The sequence below is a fragment of the Stenotrophomonas sp. 21LCFQ19 genome (assembly GCF_056861425.1).
Genome location: NZ_JBSPUF010000003.1, coordinates 90603 through 111054, shown reverse-complemented (window position 1 = coordinate 111054; position 20452 = coordinate 90603). Strand labels below are relative to the sequence as shown.

Sequence of the window (20452 nt, the reverse complement as noted above, 5' to 3'; positions counted from 1 at the left end):
CCCCCCCCCCCCCCCCTCCCCCCCCCCCCCCCCCCCCTGCCCCCCCCCCCCCCCCCCCCCGCCCCCGCCCCCCCCCCCACTACAGGGCCTTCCCGGCAAGCCCCTGCAGGGCAGGGTTCAGTGTTGCAGGTAGCGTTGGCCCGCTTCCCGTAAAATGGGTGCATGGATGTCTCCCACTTGCTCGACGGGCTGAACGCAGCCCAGCGCGAGGCCGTTTCCGCGCCTCTTGGTCACCACCTGATTCTTGCCGGCGCCGGTTCCGGCAAGACGCGCGTGCTTATCCATCGCATCGCCTGGCTTACCGAAGTCTGTGGCGTGCCCGCGCACGGCATCTTCGCGGTCACCTTCACCAACAAGGCGGCCGGCGAAATGCGCCACCGCATCGACCTGCAGCTGAGCAAGGGCAGCCGCGGCATGTGGATCGGCACCTTCCACGGCCTGGCCCATCGTCTGTTGCGCCTGCACTGGGCCGATGCCAAATTGCCCGAGGCCTTCCAGGTGATGGATTCGGACGACCAGCTGCGCATGGTCAAGCGCGTGGTGCAGCAGCTGGAGCTGGACGACAGCAAGTACCCGCCCAAGCAGGTGATGTGGTGGATCAATACGCAGAAGGATGAAGGCCGCCGTCCGCAGCACATCCAGCCCGAGCCGCATGACCAGTGGGGCGAGACCCTGCGCCAGGCCTATGCGGCCTACCAGGAGCGCTGCGACCGCGCCGGTCTGGTCGACTTCGCCGAGCTGCTGCTGCGCGCGCATGAACTGCTGCGCGACAACCCGGCGCTGCTGGCGCATTACCGCGCTCGCTTCCGCGAGATACTGGTCGACGAGTTCCAGGACACCAATGCCATCCAGTACGCCTTCGTGCGCGTGCTGGCCGGCGACAGCGCGCATGTGTTCGTGGTCGGTGACGATGACCAGGCCATCTATGGCTGGCGCGGTGCCAAGGTCGAGAACGTGCAGCGCTTCCTCAAGGATTTCCCGGGTGCGCAGACCATTCGCCTGGAACAGAACTACCGCTCCACCGCCAACATCCTCGGTGCCGCCAATGCGGTGATCGCGCACAACCCGGACCGTATCGGCAAGCAGTTGTGGACCGACAGCGGCGACGGTGATCCGATCGACCTGTTCGCTGCCTACAACGAGATGGACGAGGCGCGTTACCTGGTCGAGCGTGCGCGGCAGTGGGTGCGTGATGGTGGCAGCTACGGCGATGTCGCCGTGCTCTACCGCAGCAACGCACAATCACGGGCCTTCGAAGAAGCGCTGCTCAGCGAGCAGGTGCCGTACCGTGTGTATGGCGGCATGCGCTTCTTCGAGCGTGCTGAAATCAAGGACGCGTTGGCCTACCTGCGCCTGATGATCAACCGCAACGACGATGCAGCCTTCGAGCGTGCGGTGAATACGCCGACGCGCGGCATCGGCGAGCGTACCCTGGATGAAGTGCGACGCATTGCGCGCCAGCAGGCGCTGCCATTGTGGGAAGCGGCGATGCTGGCCACGCAGGGCACGGACCTGACTTCGCGCGCCAAGAATGCCCTGGCCGGCTTCATCAACCTGGTGCAGCAGATCACCGCCGAGACCGGCGAGATGGATCTGTCCGAGCGTATCGATCACGTGCTATCGCGTTCGGCGCTGCGTGAGCATTGGGGCAAGGAAAGCCGCAACGCGCTGGACTCGGAATCGCGTACCGACAACCTCGACGAATTGATCTCGGTGGCCTCACGCTTCGTGCGCCGCGAAGACGATATCGAGGAAGGTGCCGAGGACATGAGCGAGCTGGTCGCCTTCCTGTCCTACGCCTCGCTGGAAGCTGGCGAAGGCCAAGCGCAGGCGGGCGAAGAGGGTGTGCAGTTGATGACACTGCACTCGGCCAAGGGTCTGGAGTTCCCGCTGGTGTTCCTGGCCGGCATGGAAGAAGGCTTGTTCCCCAGTGCGCGTTCGCTCGAAGAAAGTGGGCGTCTGGAAGAAGAGCGCCGTCTGGCTTACGTCGGCATTACCCGTGCGCGGCAGAAGCTGGTGCTGGGCTATGCCGAGTCGCGCCGCATCCACGGCCAGGACAACTACAGTCTGCCGTCACGCTTCCTGCGCGAGATTCCGCGCGAGCTGCTCAACGAAGTTCGCCCCAAGGTGCAGGTCTCGCGCCCGGCCTCGCTAGGTGCAAACCGGGTGATGGGCGGTCACGCCAATATCGAAGCGCCGCCGATCAAGCTGGGTGCGTTGGTGAATCACCCCAAGTTTGGCGAAGGCATGGTCACCGACTACGAAGGCAACGGCCAGCATGCGCGCGTGCAGGTCGAGTTCGCCGATGCCGGCAGCAAGTGGCTGGTGATGGCGTATGCGAATCTGACGGTGATTTGATGTAGCCCGGGTAAGCGCAGCGCACCCGGGGAGTGGTCGGCGTATTAGCCTGTGCGTGAAGGACTGCCGAGCATGGCTCGGCACTACAGTTGGGTTGCGTGATTCCGCAGTTGCTCCCAATCCAGATCGAACTTTGCCAAGTATTTGCGCAGGCGATCGGCGTCGTTGGTGCTGGCGCGCTGCGTGCGCGATACCGCGAACAGTTCACGGCCAGCCGAAGACAGGTTCCTTGAGCGCAGGCAGACGCGTACCACTTCTTCCAGCTGCACGCGGTCGAAGCGGTCCAGTTGGTTGGCAACATCGCCGAGCAATGCCTGCAGTGGCGATGCCTCATCGCCGCCATGCCATTGCGTGCGCAGGCGGTTGATCTCTTCATCGACGCCGTCGGTCTGTATGCGTCCTGCATTTGCCAGCGTCGCCATGCGCACAACACTGGCGCCCAGATCGCGGAAGTTGCCGCGCCATGCAGCTTCGCTGCTGGTGGCGAATGTCAGATAGCGGCTACGCGCTTCGGCGTTGAAGCGCACGCGTTCGTGCTGCTCGCGCGACCAGCGTTCCAGTTCGAATTCCAGGTTGGGCTCGATGTCCTCGCTGCGTTGGGCAAGGCCGGGGAGTTGGTAAGTCCATAGGTTCAGGCGTGCCAGCAGGTCCTCGCGGAAGCGGCCTTGGCGGACATCGTGCTGCAGGTCGCGGTTGGTGCCGGCAATCAGCTGGAAGTCGCTTTCGACCTCGCGGTCACTGCCCACCGGCAGGAAGCGCTTCTCTTCCAGTGCGCGCAGCAGCATGGCTTGTTCGTCGGCGCCCAGCTCGCCGATCTCGTCGAGGAACAGCAGGCCTTGGTGGGCCGAGCGCAGCAGGCCGGCGCGGTCACTGCTGGCGCCGGTATAGGCGCCCTTGGTGTGGCCGAACAAGGTGCTCATCGCGCCGTCGCCGCGCAGGGTCGCGCAGTTCACTTCGACGAAACGACCGGGCAACTGGTGCTTGAGCTTCTTCAGCTCGAACACACGCTTGGCCAGCTGGCTCTTGCCGGCACCGGTGGGGCCGGTCAGCAGCATCGGTGCGCGCGAGCGCGTCGCGACTTTCTCGATCTGCTCGATCATCCGGTTGAAGGCCGGGTTGCGGGTGGCGATGCCGCTCTTGAGCAGGTCGCGGTCCTGCAGCTGTTGCTGGGCGAAGCGCTGGGCGATGTGGTCGTAGCGCGACAGGTCCAGGTCGATTACTGCGTGGCTGCCGGGGTCGCCATTGGCCTGTTTGCGTGGCGGCGAGGTCTGCAGCAGGCGACCGGGAAAATGGCGGCTCTCGGTCAGCAGGAACCAGCAGATCTGGGTGACGTGGGTGCCGGTGGTGATGTGGACGTAGTAGTCCTCCTCGTCCGGTTGGAATGGATAGGCCGCGAGAAAGTCGTGCAGGCGTGCGTAGACGCCTTCGAATTCCCAGGGATCGACCAGGTAGGTGTCGTGCAGGCGCAGCTCGGTACCGGGTGATACCAGTGCCAGATCTTCCTGCACCAGTTTGGCCAGCCGGCTGAAGCGGCGCTCGTCCAGCATCAGTTCGATGCGATCGGGCTGGAAGTCCTCGTGCATGCCCAGGGCCACCGTGGGCCGCCATTTTTCCCAGCGACCGGGGCCGCTGCCCGAATCGAGCTGGGTGCCGAGCATGCCGAAGATGACCTGACGCTTGGACATATCAATTCCTATAAAAAGCGCGCTGAAAGTATACGTAAGTCCGCATCACGGATGCGCGAATCCTCTCCTGGAAATTAAAAATACCTTTGTAAATCAATGAATTGATCGAATGATGGAAAAGTTGGCACGGCCATTGCGTTCATAGGAGCAAGACAAGCGGCGGGCAGTTCCCGCCAAGGAGTACGAAATGGCCAACGCAAACCTGTTCGCATCCTTCCGCGGCGCCCTGCTGCCGAAGGCCACGGTCCGCAACGAGGCCGGTGGATCGGCCTATGCCCGTGACCCGCGTGCGGCCTTGGCCCTGTTCGCTGCCACCGGTTGCTTGAACAGCACCTTCTACGCCAGCGCCGATACGCAGCTGGAGCAGGTGCAGGCGCTGTGCAACGAGGTCGATGCCGGCTTCATTGCCCGCACCGCCGCCTATGCCCACGGTGTGGCGCACATGAAGGACGTGCCCGCGCTGCTGTTGGCGATGCTGAGCGTGCGTGATGGTGAGGCGTTTGCAGCGGCCTTCCCGCATGTGATCGACAACGGCCGCATGCTGCGTACTTTCGTGCAGATCATGCGCAGTGGTCGGGTAGGTCGCCGTTCGTTGGGCTCGTTGCCGAAGCGCCTGCTGCGGCAGTGGCTGGAGCAGGCCTCGCCGAAAGCGATCATCCGTGCGGCGATCGGCAACCAGCCGTCGCTGGCCGATGTGATCCGCATGGTCCATCCCAAGCCGCAGGATGCCGCGCGTGAGGCGCTGTATGCCTGGGTGATCGGACGGCCCTACGACGAGGCCTTGCTGCCGGCAGAGCTGCGTGCCTACGAAGCGTTCAAGCGCGATCCGCGCGGGATGTTGCCGGACCTGCCGTTCCAGTACTACAGCGCGCTGGCATTGGATGCTGCGCAGTGGTCGGTACTGGCACGCAACTCGAGCTGGCAGCAGCTGCGAATGAACTTGAACACCTTTGCCCGTCACGGCGTGTTCGAGGACGAATCCATGGTTGCAGAAGTGGCTGCGAAGCTGCGTGACCCGCAGCAGATCGCCCGCTCGCGGGTGCTGCCCTACCAGCTGCTGATGGCCTACCACGCCGGTGCGGCACTGCCGCGTCCGATCCTGGACGCGCTGCAGGACGCGATGGAGGTGGCGACCGCGTCGGTGCCGGCATTGCAGGGCAAGGTGGTGGTGGCGGTGGACGTATCCGGTTCGATGCAGTGGCCGGTAACCGGCTATCGCAAGGGGGCAAGCTCGGCGGCGCGGTGCGTCGACGTGGCGGCCTTGATCGCGGCCTGTGTGTTGCGCGGTCACCCGCAGGCGCAGGTGCTGCCGTTCGATACCGAGGTGCATCCACAGCAGTTGAACCCGCGCGACAGCGTGATGACCCTGGCAAAGCAGTTGGCAATCAATGGTGGCGGTACGTCGGTAAGTGCACCGCTGGCCTACCTCAACCGCAAGCGGGCGCAGGTGGATCTGCTGGTGCTGGTGTCGGACAACGAAAGCTGGCGTGACACCCGCGGCAACCGTGAGACCGCAACCATGCGTGAGTGGGCCGCGCTGAAGGCGCGTTGCCCGCAGGCGCAGCTGGCCTGCATTGATCTGCAGCCGGTGGCCAGCAGCCAGACGGTAGAGCGCGAGGACGTGCTGCATATCGGCGGCTTCAGCGATGCGGTGTTCGAGCTGCTGGCCAACGCCAGCCTGCCGCCGGCACAGCGTCCACGCTGGGTGGAGCGGATCGCGGCAATGGATCTGTAAGGGCGATACGGATGTCGCCGATGTGATGCCCGGCCGGCAATGGGGCCGGCCGGGCCTGGAGAATTCTTTCATGGGAGAAGGCGGATGCCGGCCTGACTACATTGGTTGTTCACTCCGGTTCGAATCCGGAGGGTCAGTCCAACCCTTGCCGTCTGCTCCCACCCCCTCAATGTCGGCTTGTACGAATGCCGATGGAACTACAGCCTTTCACGCTCCAGGTCGCGGGTTCGATTCCCGCCCGATGCCGCGATGCATCGGTAGCTCAGTGGATAGAGCAGGATCGCCGCCTTGCCCTCGTGGCACAGCGGTGAAACGTTCCATCATTCTTGTCGTATCTGCCGGCACCTTGTTCGTATTGCTTCATGTTTCGGCATGAACACGTTTCAACGTCGGCGTGCACGAATGCCGAAGGAACTACAGCCTCTTAAGCTCCGGGTCGCGGGTTCGAATCCCGCCCGTTGTGGAAACGCAGCGGTAGCTCAGTCTGGTTAGAGCAGGATGTTCCTTCAACCTTTGTCGTGCAGGCCGGCACCTTTTGCAGATGTTGCACGCGGTGAATGCAGGTGGAACTACATTGGAAGCCCTTCGGGGTCGGGTTCAAGTCCCGGCTGCCTTGCCAGACCTGCTCTGGTACTGCGGACAGTTCCATCCCCTTTGTCACCGCACCTTTGATTTGAAGATGACAGGAAAGCCATCAATGAACGACACCAATTACAACGTCATCCAGGAGCCGGGTGCGGCACCGATCAAGCTGTGGACGCGCGGCGTGCCTTTGGAAGACGAGGCCCGCGAGCAGCTCAAGAACATCGCGCGCCTGCCCTTCATCCATCAATGGGTGGCGGTGATGCCCGACGTCCATCTCGGCAAGGGTGCGACCGTGGGTTCGGTGGTGCCGACCATCGGCGCCATCATTCCGGCTGCGGTCGGCGTGGACATCGGCTGCGGCATGATCGCCACCCGTACCACGCTGACTGCCAGCGACCTGCCGGACAACCTGTCTGCGCTGCGCAGCGCGATCGAACGCGCAGTGCCGCACGGCCGCAGCGTGACCCGTGGCGGCCGCGACAAGGGCAGCTGGGATACCGCGCCGGAGCTTTCGGTGGAAGGCTGGTCGCAGCTTGCTGCCGACTTCGCCCTGATCTGCGAGCGCCACCCCAAGCTGAAGAACACCAACAACCTCAAGCATCTGGGAACGCTGGGTACCGGCAACCACTTCGTCGAGGTATGCCTGGATGAAGAGCAGCGCGTGTGGTTCATGCTGCACTCCGGCTCGCGTGGCGTCGGCAATGCCATCGGCACCTACTTCATCGAGCTGGCCAAGCAGGAGATGCGTCGCTGGATGATCAACCTGCCGGACCAGGACCTGGCGTACCTGCCGGAAGGCAGCGCGCATTACGGCGACTACGTGTTCGCGGTGGATTGGGCACAGCGTTTCGCCCGCATCAACCGCGAGGTGATGATGCGCAATGTGGTTGCGGCCGCGCGTACGGTGATCAGCAAGCCATTCGAGGCGCAGGCCGAGGCGGTCAACTGCCACCACAACTACGTCAATCGCGAGCACCACTTCGGCAAGGATGTGCTGGTGACGCGCAAGGGCGCAGTGAGTGCGCGCAAGGGCGAGATGGGCATCATTCCGGGCAGCATGGGCGCCAAGAGCTTCATTGTGCGCGGGCTGGGCAACGAGGACAGCTTCCACAGCTGCAGCCACGGTGCCGGCCGCGTGATGAGCCGCACCAAGGCGCGCAAGCTGATCAGCGTGGATGACCACATCAAGGCCACCGCGCACGTGGAGTGCCGCAAGGACGCCGAGGTAGTGGATGAGTCACCGGCCGCCTACAAGTCGATCGAGGCGGTGATGGAGGCGCAGCGCGATCTGGTTGAGATCATGCATACCCTGCGTCAGGTGGTGTGTGTGAAGGGATAAGACAAAATGGCGCCACCACTGCGGTGGGGCGCCACAGGAAGGCAAGACAATGGAAATGATTGAAATCGATGGAACCCAGGGCGGCGGGCAGTTGCTGCGCTCTGCGCTGAGCTTGAGCCTGTGCACCGGGATTGGCTTTGCCATGCAGGACATCCGTGCCAAGCGCCCGCGGCCGGGATTGATGCGCCAGCATTTGACCGCGGTCAACGCCGCAGCGCGGATCAGCAATGCGCAGGTGGAAGGCGCTGCGCTGGGGGCGACCACGCTGCGTTTCGTGCCCGGCATCGTGCAGGCGGGCGACTACCACTTCGCCATCGGCAGCGCCGGCTCGGCGACGTTGGTGCTGCAGACAGTGCTGCCTGCGCTATGGCAGGCCTCCGCGCCGTCACGTGTGCGGCTGGAAGGTGGTACGCACAATCCGATGGCACCGAGTGCCGACTTCATCAACAGCTGCTATCTGCCGGCATTGGCGCGGATGGGCGTGCAGGCGGACCTGCAGTTGCATGTGCCGGGCTTCCATCCGGCCGGTGGCGGCGTGCTGGAAGCGACGGTGCAGGGGTGTGTGCAGCTGCAGCCACTCGAGTTCAGCGTGCGCGGGCCATTGCAGGCGCTGGAGGCGCAGGTACTGGTATCGGGCCTGCCTGCCGCCATCGGCCAGCGCGAGCTGGATGTGCTGGCCAAGCGCTTCGGCGTGGACGCCCATCCACGCCATGTGCGGGTGGTGCGGCCGGCGCTTGGGCCGGGCAATGTGGCCTCGGTGACGGTGCGGCATGACCAGCATGTCGAGCATTTCGACAGCCATGGCGAGCGCGGGCTGGTTGCCGAGGACGTGGCGGGTCGGCTGGCCGACACCGTGCAGGCCTACCTGGGGGGTGGTGCCTGCGTGGGCGAGCACCTGTCCGACCAGTTGCTGTTGCCGATGGCACTGGCCGGCGGCGGTCGCTTCACCACCGCCACGCTCAGCGACCACCTGCGCAGCAATGCGCGGCTGATCGAGAAGTTCCTGCCGGTGGAATTCGACTGGCAGCAGCGCGGACCACACTGGGAGGTATGGGTCAGCGCCTGATCGACCGGGTTTGATCTCGCGCAAGGCATGGGGGCAACATCGGGTGTGCAATGGTGCCACCACCACCCTTCATCCAAGGAGAACTGCCATGTACAAGCGCATCCTGATCGCCACCGACGGTTCCGAGCTTTCCGCCAAGGGCCTGGCCAAGGGCTTGGAGCTGGCCGCCCAGCTGGGCGCGCATGCCGACATCGTCACGGTTTCCGAGCCGTGGGCGGTGGGCATGTACGACGCCATGGGCTGGAGCGCCGGCTACGAGGCCAGCCCGGAGTACAAGAAGGACCGCGAGGAAGCCGCACAGAAGATCCTGCAGCCGGCACTGGCCGCCGCACACGCCGCTGATGTGGCCGACGTGCAGACCCACCACGTGCTGGACCGCTACGCCGCCGACGGTATCATCGACACCGCCAAGGCCTGCAACAGCGACCTGGTGGTGATGACCTCGCATGGTCGCCGCGGCGTCACCCGGGTATTGCTGGGCAGCCAGACCTCCGAAGTGCTGGCCCGCAGCACGGTCCCGGTGCTGGTAATCCGCTGAGGCTTCCACCCCTCCCTTTTGCCGAAGGCAAAGGGGAGGGCCGGGGAGGGGTGCTTCCCGCTGTGTCGCCAAAGAAACCAGCAACCAGAATCAACAAAGGCCCCCGAGCGAGGGCTTCTGCCCCCTCCCTTTTGCCGTAGGCAAAGGGGAGGGTTGGGGAGGGGTGCTTCACGCGGTGGCCCCAAAGAAACAAGAAGCCAAAATCAACAAAGCCCTCGATCGAGGGCTTTGTTCTGCCGGGTGAATGGGCCCGTTGGTCTTCAGGCTTGGCCGCCAAAAGCACCCCTCCCCAACCCTCCCCTGCGCTTCGCGCAAGGGAGGGGGTAGAAGATCACCAGCTATACAGCTTCCAGTACACCGGCTTGGTGCCGTCCTTGTCGCTGTCCATGCGGCCGTCGCCATCGCGGTCGTACATGTAGAACGGTGCGCCGCGCGACGGGGTCACCTTGACCATGCGCAGGGTGCCGCCGACCCGGTATTCCTCGATGGTGTCGCCGTTGTCCATCGACTTGCGCGTGATATCCGCACCTTTGACATCTACCGGCGTCGCGCCTTCGCCGAGGGAGGCGCAGCCAGCCAGGGCCAGCAGGGGAATCAGCAGCAGGGATTTCATGGGGTCGCATCCTTCGGTGGGAATGGTTCGATTATGCCTGTCCACATGCGGCAACGGTCCGCCGCGTAGAATCAGCGCATGAGCAGATTAGTCCTTATAGACGGTTCCAGTTACCTGTATCGCGCGTTCCACGCGCTCCCGCCACTGACCAACGCCAATGGCGAGCCCACCGGCGCGCTGTTCGGCGTGGTCAACATGCTGCGGTCCACGCTGAAGGAAAAGCCCGAATACGTCGCCTTCGTGGTCGATGCGCCGGGCAAGACCTTCCGTGACGACATGTATGCCGAGTACAAGGCCAACCGTCCGCCGATGCCCGACGACCTGCGCTCGCAGGTGCAGCCGATGTGCGACATCGTGCAGGCGCTGGGCATCGACATCCTGCGCGTCGACGGCGTCGAGGCCGATGACGTGATCGGCACGCTGGCGCTGGCCGCCGCTGCGGATGGACTGGAAGTCACCATCTCCACCGGCGACAAGGATTTCGCCCAGCTGGTGCGTCCGGGCGTGGTGCTGGTCAATACCATGACCGGCAGCCGCACCGACTCGGACGCGGCGGTGATCGACAAGTTCGGCGTGCGCGCCGATCAGATCATCGATTACCTCGCGCTGATGGGTGATACCGTCGACAACGTGCCGGGCGTGGAGAAGTGCGGCCCCAAGACCGCCGCCAAATGGCTGGCCGAGTACAACGACCTGGATGGCGTGATCGCCGCTGCCCCGGGCATGAAGGGCAAGATTGGCGAGAACCTGCGCGCCGCACTTCCGCGCCTGCCCTTGAACCGCGATCTGGTCACCATCCGCACCGACGTGCCGCTGGAACAAGGGCCACGCGACCTGCAGCTGCGCGAACAGGACGTGGACTCGCTGCGCGGCCTGTACGCGCGCTACGGCTTCACCCAGGCGCTGCGCGAACTCGGTGGCGTTGCTGCACCGGATGTTGCTGGTGACAGCAAGCCCAGCCTGCGCGGCACTGCCGCGGGCTATGCCAAGGCTGCCGACAGTGAGCCGGTGGTTGGCCTTGATCCAGCGATGGCGGCCAAGGGTGAATACGAAACGGTATTCACCAGCGAGCAGCTGCAGGCCTGGGTGGAACGTCTGCAGGCCGCCGATGAATTCGCCTTCGATACCGAAACCGATGCGCTGGACGCGATGCGCGCCAATCTGGTCGGCATCAGCCTGGCGGTCGAACCCGGCAAGGGCGCGTACATCCCGGTCGGCCACATCTATCCGGGTGCGCCGGCACAGCTGCCGATGCAGCAGGTGCTGGATGCGCTCAAGCCGCTGCTGGAAGATGCCGGCAAGAAGAAGCTCGGCCAGCACGGCAAGTACGACATCCATGTACTGCGCCGCCACGGCGTCGACGTGCAGGGCTATGCCGACGACACCATGCTGGAAAGCTTCGTGCTGAACTCCACCGCTACCCGCCACGACATGGACTCGCTGGCGCAGCGCTATCTTGGCTACACCACCACCAAGTTCGAGGACGTGGCGGGCAAGGGCGCAAAGCAGATTTCGTTTGCCCAGGTAGGCATCGACGAAGCCGGCGCCTACGCCGCCGAAGACGCTGACATCACCTTGCGCCTGCACCGTGTACTGGGCCCGCAGCTGGCGGCGGTGCCGTCGCTGCAGAGCGTGTACCGCGATATCGAAATGCCGCTGGTGCCGGTGCTCGCGCGCATCGAGGCCAACGGCGTGCGCATCGATGCGGCCGAGCTGAAGCGGCAGAGCAGCGATCTGTCCGCACGCATGCTGGCGGCGCAGCAGAAGGCCACCGAGCTGGCAGGGCATACCTTCAACCTGGATTCGCCCAAGCAGCTGCAGGCGGTGTTGTTCGACGAGCTGGGCCTGCCGGCGCTGGTGAAAACCCCCAAGGGCCAGCCCAGCACCAATGAAGAAGCGTTGGAAGCGATTGCCGAGCAGCACGAGCTGCCGCGCGTCATCCTCGAATACCGCGGCCTGACCAAGCTGCGCAGCACCTATACCGACAAGCTGCCGGAGATGGTCAACCCGGATACCGGCCGCGTGCACACCAGCTACCACCAGTCGGGAGCGGCGACCGGGCGCCTGTCCTCGTCCGATCCCAACCTGCAGAACATCCCGGTCCGTACCGAGGACGGCCGGCGTATCCGCAAGGCATTCGTCGCCCCGTCGGGGCGCAAGCTGATGGCCTGCGACTACTCGCAGATCGAGCTGCGGATCATGGCGCATCTGTCGGAAGACCCGGGCCTGGTGCGCGCATTCGAGCAGGGTGCCGACGTGCATCGTGCCACCGCTGCCGAAGTGTTCGGTCGCGCGCTGGACGAAGTGACGCCGAACGAGCGTCGCGCGGCCAAGGCAATCAACTTCGGCCTGATGTACGGCATGAGCGCGTTCGGCCTGGCCAAGAACCTGGGCATCGATCGTGGCCAGGCGCAGGATTATGTGGCGCTGTATTTCAGCCGCTATCCGGCGGTGCGCGATTTCATGGAGCGCATGCGTGTGCAGGCGCGCGAGCAGGGCTATGTGGAGACCCTGTTTGGTCGCCGCCTGTATTTGAACGACATCAACGCCCGCAACCAGGGCCTGCGTGCCGGCGCCGAACGTGCCGCCATCAACGCCCCGATGCAGGGCACTGCGGCGGACATCATCAAGCGCGCGATGGTCAGCGTGGACACCTGGCTGCAGGGGCACAGTGACAAGGCCAGGATGATCCTGCAGGTGCACGATGAACTGGTATTCGAGGCCGACATCGCATTCATCGACACCTTGCGCGCGGAAGTCGAGCAACGAATGGCATCGGCAGCGAGCCTGCGTGTTCCCTTGGTAGTGGACACTGGAATCGGTGAAAATTGGGACGAAGCTCATTGATTTTCTAGTTTCTTAACTAGAAAGTTTTGGTAAATGAAACAATGCGTCGCGTTACATCGCATTTAGAAAATAGTGCTGTTTTCCGCAGATGAATCTGTCCTTAATTCTTTTGGAAGAAAGACAGAATCTTCACGAACCATCAAGGTTGATAGTGCTCATATAGTCCGCGACAGACGCAACGTCTGTCGCGGATCTCTCCCATCCCCTGGAGCAGATCTCGGAGCGGGGATTCCTCCCCAAATGCCCGCTCCCCGGCCCCGTCGACCCCCCCCTGGTCGGCGGGGCTTCTTTTTTGTCTCATTTGAAACTATTCAGATGGAAGGCCGCTCCCGCCGATTTTCTCGCGCCGTCTTTATCTGCACTGGCCGAGGATGAGGTCATCGAGTGATGGAGGGGAATCATGTCCGACCTGTTCGCACTGGCGATGCCGTGGTGGGAGTTCATTCTGCGCGCGGTGATTGTCTATGTCGTGGTGCTGGTGATGGTGCGGGTTGCTGGCAAGCGCACGCTGGGTCAGTTCACCCCGTTCGACATGCTGTTGCTGGTGTTGTTGGGCAATGCCGTGCAGAACGCGTTGCTGGGGCAGGACACGTCATTGGGCGGCGGCTTGCTGTTGGCAGCAACGCTGATCGCGTTGAACTACGTCGTGGGCTGGATCACTACCCGCAGCCCGGTGATGGAGCAGGTGATCGAAGGCGAGCCGGTGGTGTTGGCGCGGCACGGCCACGTGCTGCAGAAGGTGCTGCAGCGCGAGCTGGTCAGCAAGGCCGATTTTTCCAAGGCGATGCGCGATGCCGGTTGCGATGAAGTGGATGAAGTTGATCTGGCACTGCTGGAAACCAACGGCCGCATCACCATCATCCTGAAGAAGGACAACAGGTAGTGCCGGGCCATGCTCGGCATGAGGCGTCACCAGAAATCCAAGCTTGTGGGAGCGGCGTAAGCCGCGAAGCTGATGATCGATCCGATTGCAGACAACGCCTCAATTTCACTGCTGCGGGCTTCGCGGCTTACGCCGCTCCCACATCTGATGGCTTGCTGGTAAAGCCCCTGCCGGGCATGGCTCGGCACTATAGCCAGTCGCGCGGGACCAGGTATGCGCCCAGGCGCGCTTCGTCGCTGCCGCTGTCGGGGGTATAGCCGTATTCCCAGCGCACGCGCGGTGGCAGGCTCATCAGGATGCTTTCGCTGCGGCCGCCACTCTGCAGGCCGAACAAGGTGCCGCGGTCGTAGACCAGGTTGAACTCGACGTAGCGGCCACGGCGGTACAGCTGGAACTCGCGCTCGCGTTCGCCATACGGGGTGTCCTTGCGGCGTTCGACGATGGGCAGGTAGGCATCGAGGAAACCGTCGCCAACCGCCTGCAGGTAGGCGAAGTCGGTTTCGAAGTCGGCGTGCAGGTCGTCGAAGAACAGGCCGCCAACGCCGCGCGTTTCATTGCGGTGCTTGAGGAAGAAATATTCATCGCACCAGCGCTTGTGCGCGGCATAGCGGTCTTCACCGTAAGGCGCGCACAATTCGCGCGCAACCGTATGCCAATGCTGCACGTCTTCGTCGAAGGGATAGAACGGGGTCAGGTCAAAGCCGCCGCCGAACCATGCCGCCACCGTCTTGCCATCCAGTTCGGCCTGGAAGTAGCGCACGTTGGCGTGGGTGGTCGGCAGGTAGGGGTTGCTGGGGTGGAACACCAGCGACACGCCACAGGCGCGCCAGGACGCTCCTGCGAGCTCCGGGCGGCTGGCAGAGGCCGAGGGTGGCAGGCGCGTGCCGGCGACGTCGGAGAAGCCGATGCCGGCCTGCTCGAACACTGCGCCATCACGCAGGATGCGGGTCCGGCCACCGCCACCTTCGGCGCGCTGCCAGCGGTCCTCGTTGAAACGGGCCTGGCCGTCGGCCTGCTCGATGGCGGCGCAGATGCGGTCCTGCAGGCCGGTCAGATAGTCGCGTACGCGGTCGAATTCGTTCATGTGCGTACTGTAGCGCAGGCCGCTGCCGCGGCCTGCGCCTCATGCCTTACTTGCGCAGCGATTTGCCCTTGCTGGGCGTCGTCGGTGCGTCGGCGTCTTCTTCGTTGTCGAGGTCTTCGGCGGCACGCATCAGCTGCGCACCCAGGCCGGCCATTGCCCAGTTGGTGGTCTCGTAGACATCGCAGGCCACATGGGTGCCCTTGCCGTCGCGCTTGCAGATGGACAGCAGTTTGCCGGGGATGTCTTCGTCGCCGGTGTTCTCGTAGACGCTGCGCAGGTTCTCGCAGCCAACGCGCACACCGGCCTGGCACAGCTTCTGGTATGCCGGCGCAGCGGCCTGCCAGTCGCCGGCCAGTGCATGGCGGTGGCCAAGGGTATTGCAGCCCTGCAGCTTGCCGCTGTCGCAGCAGGCCTGTGGATCACTGCCCACAGGGCAATCCTGCGGCAGCGGCAGTTCGACGAATACCTTGGGCGCGCTGCACTGGCTGCTGCCGCCAGTGCGCTGGTAAACGGCATAGCGGTTCCAGCTGTCGATGCCGAGCAGGCCGCCGTTGCGCAGCGGCTTGAGCACGAAGTCGCCACCCTTGTCGTGGCGGATATGGATGGCGCCATCCTGCAGGCGTGCGCGCAGCTCGCTGCCCATGCCCATCGTGACCAGGCCATCGTTGCCGAAACCGAGCGCATCCATCAGGCCGGTGCTGGCCCTGTAGTCACCGCAGGGCAGGCTGCTGGCGGGGCCGACGTCAACATCGGCAGCGCTCAATGCAGCCAGCGCTTGTGCGCGCTTGCAGGTCATCTCGTCGGCGCCGGCCTTGCAGGCCAGCTGCAGCGCGTCGCGCGCGGGCAGGTAGCGCCCGGCATCCCAGTGCGCATCGGCGACCTCGCTGCAGAAGCCTGCATCCGGATGGCTGCGGCACAGTTGCAGCAATTCGTTCAAACGCGGCTCGGGCAGCACCGCGGTGTTGCTGCTCAAGGCGCCGGCCAGCGCCTTGGCAATGGCGATGCCGAGGACTTCCTTGGCCGCTGCCAGGCAAGCCGCTTCGTTGTACTGCGGGGTGCTCTCCTTGCAGACCGCAGGCTCTTCCAGATCCGGATCCGGCGTTGCGGCCTGTTGTGCGGCCCGTGCTTCATCGCGGTAGCTGGACAGCAGGCGCTCGCAGGCGAAGGGCAGGTCTTCCTGGCACCACTGGCGCAGCTGCGGCGGCGTTGCCGCGCTGGCATTCTCGATGCAGCTGTCGATATCGGCACGGCAGCTGCCTGCGGCCGGCGTAGGCGCTGTCTTGCAGCTGCTGCTGGTGTCCAGCACGTAGTCGCCCAAGCTGCCGGTGATGCGCTTGCCGTCACGGCTGAGGCTGTACTCGGTGCTGAAGCCGTTGGATACATCGGCGGCATGCAGGGTGTCGCCCTGCTGACGGATTACATATTGGGTAGGCGCCAGGCCTTCATAGCGCATCGAAGCCTGGCTGCTGCTCTCGATCACGAAGCGGGCCGAGCCTTCTTCTGCGGTATAGCTGCCGCAGCCCAGGGTAGCGGCGGCGACCGGCAGCGCACTCAGCGCGAGCAGGCCGCCAGCGAGGGCGGAGAGGTAACGTGGAACGGACATGCAAACTCCGGGGGACTCAACGAAACAGGGCGCGTACGTCAGGGCGACTCAGCTTGATCACCAGCCACCCATGCAGCACCGCCAGTGCCAAGGCGGTAACGGCGCTGGTGATCAGTGATGTCCACAGGCCGACGCGTAGTTGCACGCGCATTTCCAGGCCTTGTGGGGAATTGAGGAACTCGGCAGGCACCATCGCCTGCATGCTGTCGAACATGCTGTGGATCAACGGCAGGAAGGCGAAGTTGGCCAAGGCCACCAGCACCAGGAAGACGATGAAGCCGATCCGGCCCCATTCACGGTGTCTGAGCAATGCCCACGACACGGCAAGGAACGCAATCGACAGCAGCAGGCCAAGCACGCTCAGCGAGAGTACGTGTTCACTGAGCCAGAGCATGCCCGGCGGTACAGGCAGGCCTTCGTCCTGCATGGTGCGGAGGATGTCCATGCGGCCCATCAGGGCCGCTACCAGCAGTTGCAGCAGGCTCCAGGCAAGGGCCATCGCAGCGATCACCAGTGAGAGTTTGGCAGTGACAGCGATGAACGAGGTGGCTGCGGAGGGTTTGGCAGGAAGGGGCGGAAGCTGGGGCGGTTTCACGATGACTCGCTAGGGGTTGCTGTTGGACTACTGCCTGACTCAAGTCGCGCCAGGTTCGACTGGGTCAATCTGACCCTTGCGAATGAGGTTGCGGAGAAGGTGTTTTGCAGTGCCTTGTTCCGTCAGCCCTCCGATTTGTGTGGTTTCCTGGCCACGTTCGCCGTAAACCGTGACAAGCCCTTGATCTACGAGGTAATCCGCCTCGTACTTTTTTCCATCGTGTTCCATCGTGTTCCATCGTGTTCGATCGCGATAGTGCTCAAAAATGCTCCTTGGTCTTATTGTTGCCAAGCGTGGGATTCAGCCGATCTGTGCTGCGGCGAGAATAGCGGTGCGCGCCGCAGGAAGAACATGCAGCGCACTCAATGGTGCCAACTTCACACCATGCGGTGCCTGCAGTGGAATCCAGGCGAGCTCGGCGATTTCTGCCTGTACCTGCGGGATGCCGCTGATGCCTACCAGGAAGGATTCGCCCTGCACCCTGCGACCGGGTTCGTTGACAGCGGCGTCTTCAAAAGTGCCCAAAGCTACTGCGTTGCTGCTGTCGACGAGCACGCCAAGTTCTTCATGCAGCTCACGCGCAAGTGTCTGCAGTGCATCCTCACCGGGTTCGCGCTTGCCGCCGGGCTGGATGAAGGTATCCGAGCCATGTTTGCGCACGACCAGCACGCGTTGCTGCGGATCGAGGATGACGGCGGTGACGATGCGGATGGGGTTTTCTGTAGTTGGCATGTGCGTCCAGCAGGTGGGGCTCCGTGCGGGGAATGGTACTGGAGGCTTGGGTGGTGATGGGGTTCTGCGGAGGTAGGAGCGGGATCAAGATCAAGAGCACCCCTCCCCAACCCTCCCCTGCGCTTTGCGCAAGGGAGGGGGCCAAGCCTCACCCACAAACAACAAGGGCGCCTCGCGGCGCCCTTGTTGATGCTTACTTCAGTTCCTGCTCGAACAGCTTGAGGATGCGCTTGTACTGGTCCAGCCAGGAATCGGCACGCGTATAGCCGTGGCGCTCCAGCGGGTAGGGCGCGATCGACCAGTTGTCCTTGTGCAGCTCGATCAGCTTCTGCGTCATGTTGACCGAGTCCTGGAAGAACACGTTGTCATCCATCATGCCGTGCGCGATCAGCAGGTTGTCCTGCAGGCCTTCGGCGTACTCGATCGGCGAGGAGATGCGGTAGGCCTCCGGATCGATGTCCGGGGTGTTGAGGATGTTGGCGGTGTAGGCGTGGTTGTACTGGTGCCAGTCACCCACCGGGCGCAGCGCGGCACCGGCCTTGAACGTGCCCGGCGAGCGGAACAGCGCCATGTAGGTCATGAAGCCGCCATACGAGCCGCCGTAGATGCCGGCGCGGTCGCGGTCGCCCTGCTTGGTTTCGACCAGCCAGTCCAGGCCGTCCAGATAGTCTTCCAGCTCCGGGTGGCCCATGTTGCGGTAGATGGCGGTACGCCAGTTGCGGCCATAGCCTTCGCTGCCGCGGTAATCCATGTCCAGCACGATGTAACCCTTCTGCACCAGCAGGTTGTGGAACATCTGCTCGCGGAAGTAGTTGGAATAACGCGCATGCACGTTCTGCAGGTAACCGGCGCCGTGCACGAACATGGCGATCGGGTACTGCTTGCCCGGCTCGAGCTTGTCCGGGCCGTAGTACTTGGCCCAGACATGGCCGGCGCTGTGCTTGGACGGCACCTGCACCATCTGCGGCTGCACCCACTCGCGGGCCTTGAATTCGGCGCTGCGGGTATCGGTGAGCTTGCGTGCTTCGCCGCCGCTGACCGGCAGCACCGCGACCTGTGCAGGCAGGTAGGGCGCGGAGTAACGCACCAGCAGCTGTTGGCCATCCGGCGACAGGCTGAAATCCTCCACGCCATCGAGCGCGGTCACTTCGCGTACGGCACCGCCGTTGGCGTTGACGTTGCAGACTTCGTAATCGCCCGGCCACTTCTGGTTGCAGACGAAGTAGAAGCTGTTGCCGTCGGCACTGACCACCGGCGCCGAGGTTTCCCAGTTGCCGGAAGTGATGGTCTTGGGCTTGCCGCTGCCGGTCTGCGTGTACAGGTGCGAATAGCCGGATTCCTCGGACAGCAGCCACAGGGTGCGGCCGTCCGGCATCCAGCCGTAATCGTTGAAGCCCCAGTTGATCCAGCCGCTGTCGGTCAGGCGGTGGCGGTTTTCCAGGCGTGCGCTGGTGGCGCTGGTGGTGGCGATCCAGCGGTCCTTGTTGTCGTTGGCACGCAGCATCAGCGCGGCCTGGCTGCCGTCGGCATTCCAGCGGATGCCGCCGCCCATGAAGTCACTCATCAGTTCCAGCGGACGGTTGCCCTTCAGCGCGTCCTTGCCGGCCTTGCGGCGCAGCTCGGCCAGCGGATCGGTGGCGATGCCGGGCAGGTTGTCCAGCGACAGCGCTTCGACCTTGCCGGTGACTGCATCGGCCAGCCAGAACGCATGCGGCTCGGGATTGTTGCGGCCAACGCGGGTGCGGGTGTCTTCGGCTTCTTCGTAGCCGGACTCGGTCACGTACAGCGGCATCTTGCCGCCGCGGCCTTCGTCGTAGCCCTTGGGCTTGGTGACCACGATCAGGTGGCGGGCATCGGGCGACAGCGCGCTGTCGACGATCTCGACATCGGCGCCGAGGAAGATCGGTGCCGGCGCACGGGTCGGGTCGGCCTGGCGCCAGCGCTCGCCCTGCTCGCGCAGTTCCTCGCGCTGGGCGCGATCGGTGCGCAGGGTGGACAGGGTACGCATCTGCTGGTCGCGCAGCACGTCGGCCTTGGGCGCGTCGGCCGGGTTCTTGTCGGCCTTCAGCTGGGCGACCTGGCTGGTGACGTTGTTGCGTGGATTCCAGTGGAACCAGTTGTTGCCCACTTCCCAGATCACGCCGCCGTCGCTGGCGAAATTGACGCCACCGGCGCGCTCGTTGCTGCGGGTCAGCTGGGTCAGCGTGCCGTTGCGCAGGTCGCGTACGAACACGTCGCCGTTGCGGACGAAGGCCATGCGCTGGCGGCTGCTGTCATAGACGCGGTCGGCGGCATCGAGGGTGCCGCGCTGGTCATCGGCGACCTGCTGGCCGACACCGCCACTGACTGGCAGGCGGAAGCTGTCGCGCACCGCGCTGCCCTGGCGCTTGAGCGTGTACTCGACCTGCTGGCCATTCCACGACCACCAGGCCGATTCCACCGGCGGCCCGATCCAGTCCGGGTTGGCCATGGCCTGCTCGATGGTGATCGGCGTGGGTGCGGCATGGGCGTTGCCGAAAGCGGTCAACAACAGCAGGGACAGGGGCAGCAGCTTGGGCATCATTCGGCACCGGTGAAAGGGAACCGGGCAAGGGTAGCAGCAGGCCAACACGGCGGGCTGGGCCACAGGTCATGGAGGCAGGGTTCGGCGGGTGAGCTGCCGGAATCGGCAATGTTTAGGTTGCCTCGAAGGGCTGGGGCAGAAGCGTAGTGGGGGGGGGGGGGCGGGGGGGGGGGGGGGGGGGCCCCCCCGCCACCCGCCGGGGCCGGGCGACACGGGGGGCGCCCCG

General features: G+C 64.4%; 14 protein-coding genes. 7 read left to right on the top strand and 7 right to left on the bottom strand.

Annotation, left to right across the window (positions count from 1 at the left end):
- The first annotated feature begins 162 nt into the window (after positions 1–162).
- A complete protein-coding gene (uvrD, locus tag AC13FW_RS04590) occupies positions 163–2358 on the top strand; it encodes a DNA helicase II (protein WP_482988344.1) in 2196 nt (731 codons plus the stop codon).
- 83 nt (positions 2359–2441) lie between these two features.
- Here uvrD and rtcR read toward each other — a convergent pair whose 3' ends face one another.
- Positions 2442–4043: an RNA repair transcriptional activator RtcR gene (rtcR, locus tag AC13FW_RS04585; protein WP_482988343.1), complete on the bottom strand. Its 1602-nt coding sequence runs from the start codon at positions 4041–4043 to the stop codon at positions 2442–2444.
- A gap of 187 nt (positions 4044–4230) precedes the next feature.
- Here rtcR and AC13FW_RS04580 point away from each other — a divergent pair, with 187 nt between their 5' ends.
- From AC13FW_RS04580 to AC13FW_RS04565, 4 genes are all read left to right on the top strand, one after another.
- The gene (locus tag AC13FW_RS04580; RefSeq protein WP_482988342.1) at positions 4231–5778 is read left to right on the top strand and encodes a vWA domain-containing protein; all 1548 of its coding nucleotides are present in this window, start codon (positions 4231–4233) and stop codon (positions 5776–5778) included.
- Positions 5779–6475: 697 nt separating this feature from the next.
- Positions 6476–7702, top strand: coding sequence for an RtcB family protein (locus AC13FW_RS04575; protein WP_296248287.1), 1227 nt, complete (start codon positions 6476–6478; stop codon positions 7700–7702).
- A 49-nt stretch (positions 7703–7751) separates the two neighbouring features.
- Positions 7752–8768 carry an RNA 3'-terminal phosphate cyclase gene (gene rtcA / locus AC13FW_RS04570; RefSeq protein ID WP_482988341.1) on the top strand — a complete coding sequence of 339 codons (1017 nt, stop codon included), beginning with the start codon at positions 7752–7754 and terminating at the stop codon, positions 8766–8768.
- Between the two features lie 88 nt (positions 8769–8856).
- Entirely contained in the window at positions 8857–9306 is a 450-nt protein-coding gene (locus AC13FW_RS04565; RefSeq protein WP_282270134.1) for a universal stress protein, read from the top strand.
- A gap of 331 nt (positions 9307–9637) precedes the next feature.
- Here the strand turns inward: AC13FW_RS04565 and AC13FW_RS04560 are convergent, their stop codons facing one another.
- Positions 9638–9919 (bottom strand): DUF2782 domain-containing protein, encoded by a 282-nt coding sequence (locus tag AC13FW_RS04560; RefSeq protein ID WP_282270132.1) that lies wholly within the window; start codon positions 9917–9919, stop codon positions 9638–9640.
- A gap of 78 nt (positions 9920–9997) precedes the next feature.
- Between AC13FW_RS04560 and polA the strand changes: the two genes are divergently transcribed.
- Positions 9998–12766, top strand: a complete 2769-nt coding sequence (polA, locus tag AC13FW_RS04555; RefSeq protein ID WP_482988340.1) for a DNA polymerase I — start codon at positions 9998–10000, stop codon at positions 12764–12766.
- Positions 12767–13166: 400 nt separating this feature from the next.
- Complete coding sequence (locus tag AC13FW_RS04550) at positions 13167–13649, top strand: DUF421 domain-containing protein (protein WP_482988339.1); 483 nt, start codon at positions 13167–13169, stop codon at positions 13647–13649.
- A gap of 187 nt (positions 13650–13836) precedes the next feature.
- Here AC13FW_RS04550 and hemF read toward each other — a convergent pair whose 3' ends face one another.
- The 5 genes from hemF to AC13FW_RS04525 all read right to left on the bottom strand — a co-directional run bounded on the left by hemF (position 13837) and on the right by AC13FW_RS04525 (position 20223).
- The gene (hemF, locus tag AC13FW_RS04545) at positions 13837–14733 is read right to left on the bottom strand and encodes an oxygen-dependent coproporphyrinogen oxidase (RefSeq protein ID WP_482988338.1); all 897 of its coding nucleotides are present in this window, start codon (positions 14731–14733) and stop codon (positions 13837–13839) included.
- Positions 14734–14779: 46 nt separating this feature from the next.
- The gene (locus AC13FW_RS04540; protein WP_482988337.1) at positions 14780–16336 is read right to left on the bottom strand and encodes a hypothetical protein; all 1557 of its coding nucleotides are present in this window, start codon (positions 16334–16336) and stop codon (positions 14780–14782) included.
- Between the two features lie 16 nt (positions 16337–16352).
- Complete coding sequence (locus AC13FW_RS04535; RefSeq protein ID WP_482988336.1) at positions 16353–16931, bottom strand: hypothetical protein; 579 nt, start codon at positions 16929–16931, stop codon at positions 16353–16355.
- Positions 16932–17231: 300 nt separating this feature from the next.
- Complete coding sequence (locus tag AC13FW_RS04530; RefSeq protein ID WP_482988335.1) at positions 17232–17663, bottom strand: NUDIX hydrolase; 432 nt, start codon at positions 17661–17663, stop codon at positions 17232–17234.
- Between the two features lie 193 nt (positions 17664–17856).
- Positions 17857–20223 carry a S9 family peptidase gene (locus AC13FW_RS04525; RefSeq protein WP_482988334.1) on the bottom strand — a complete coding sequence of 789 codons (2367 nt, stop codon included), beginning with the start codon at positions 20221–20223 and terminating at the stop codon, positions 17857–17859.
- Between the last annotated feature and the right edge of the window lie 229 nt (positions 20224–20452).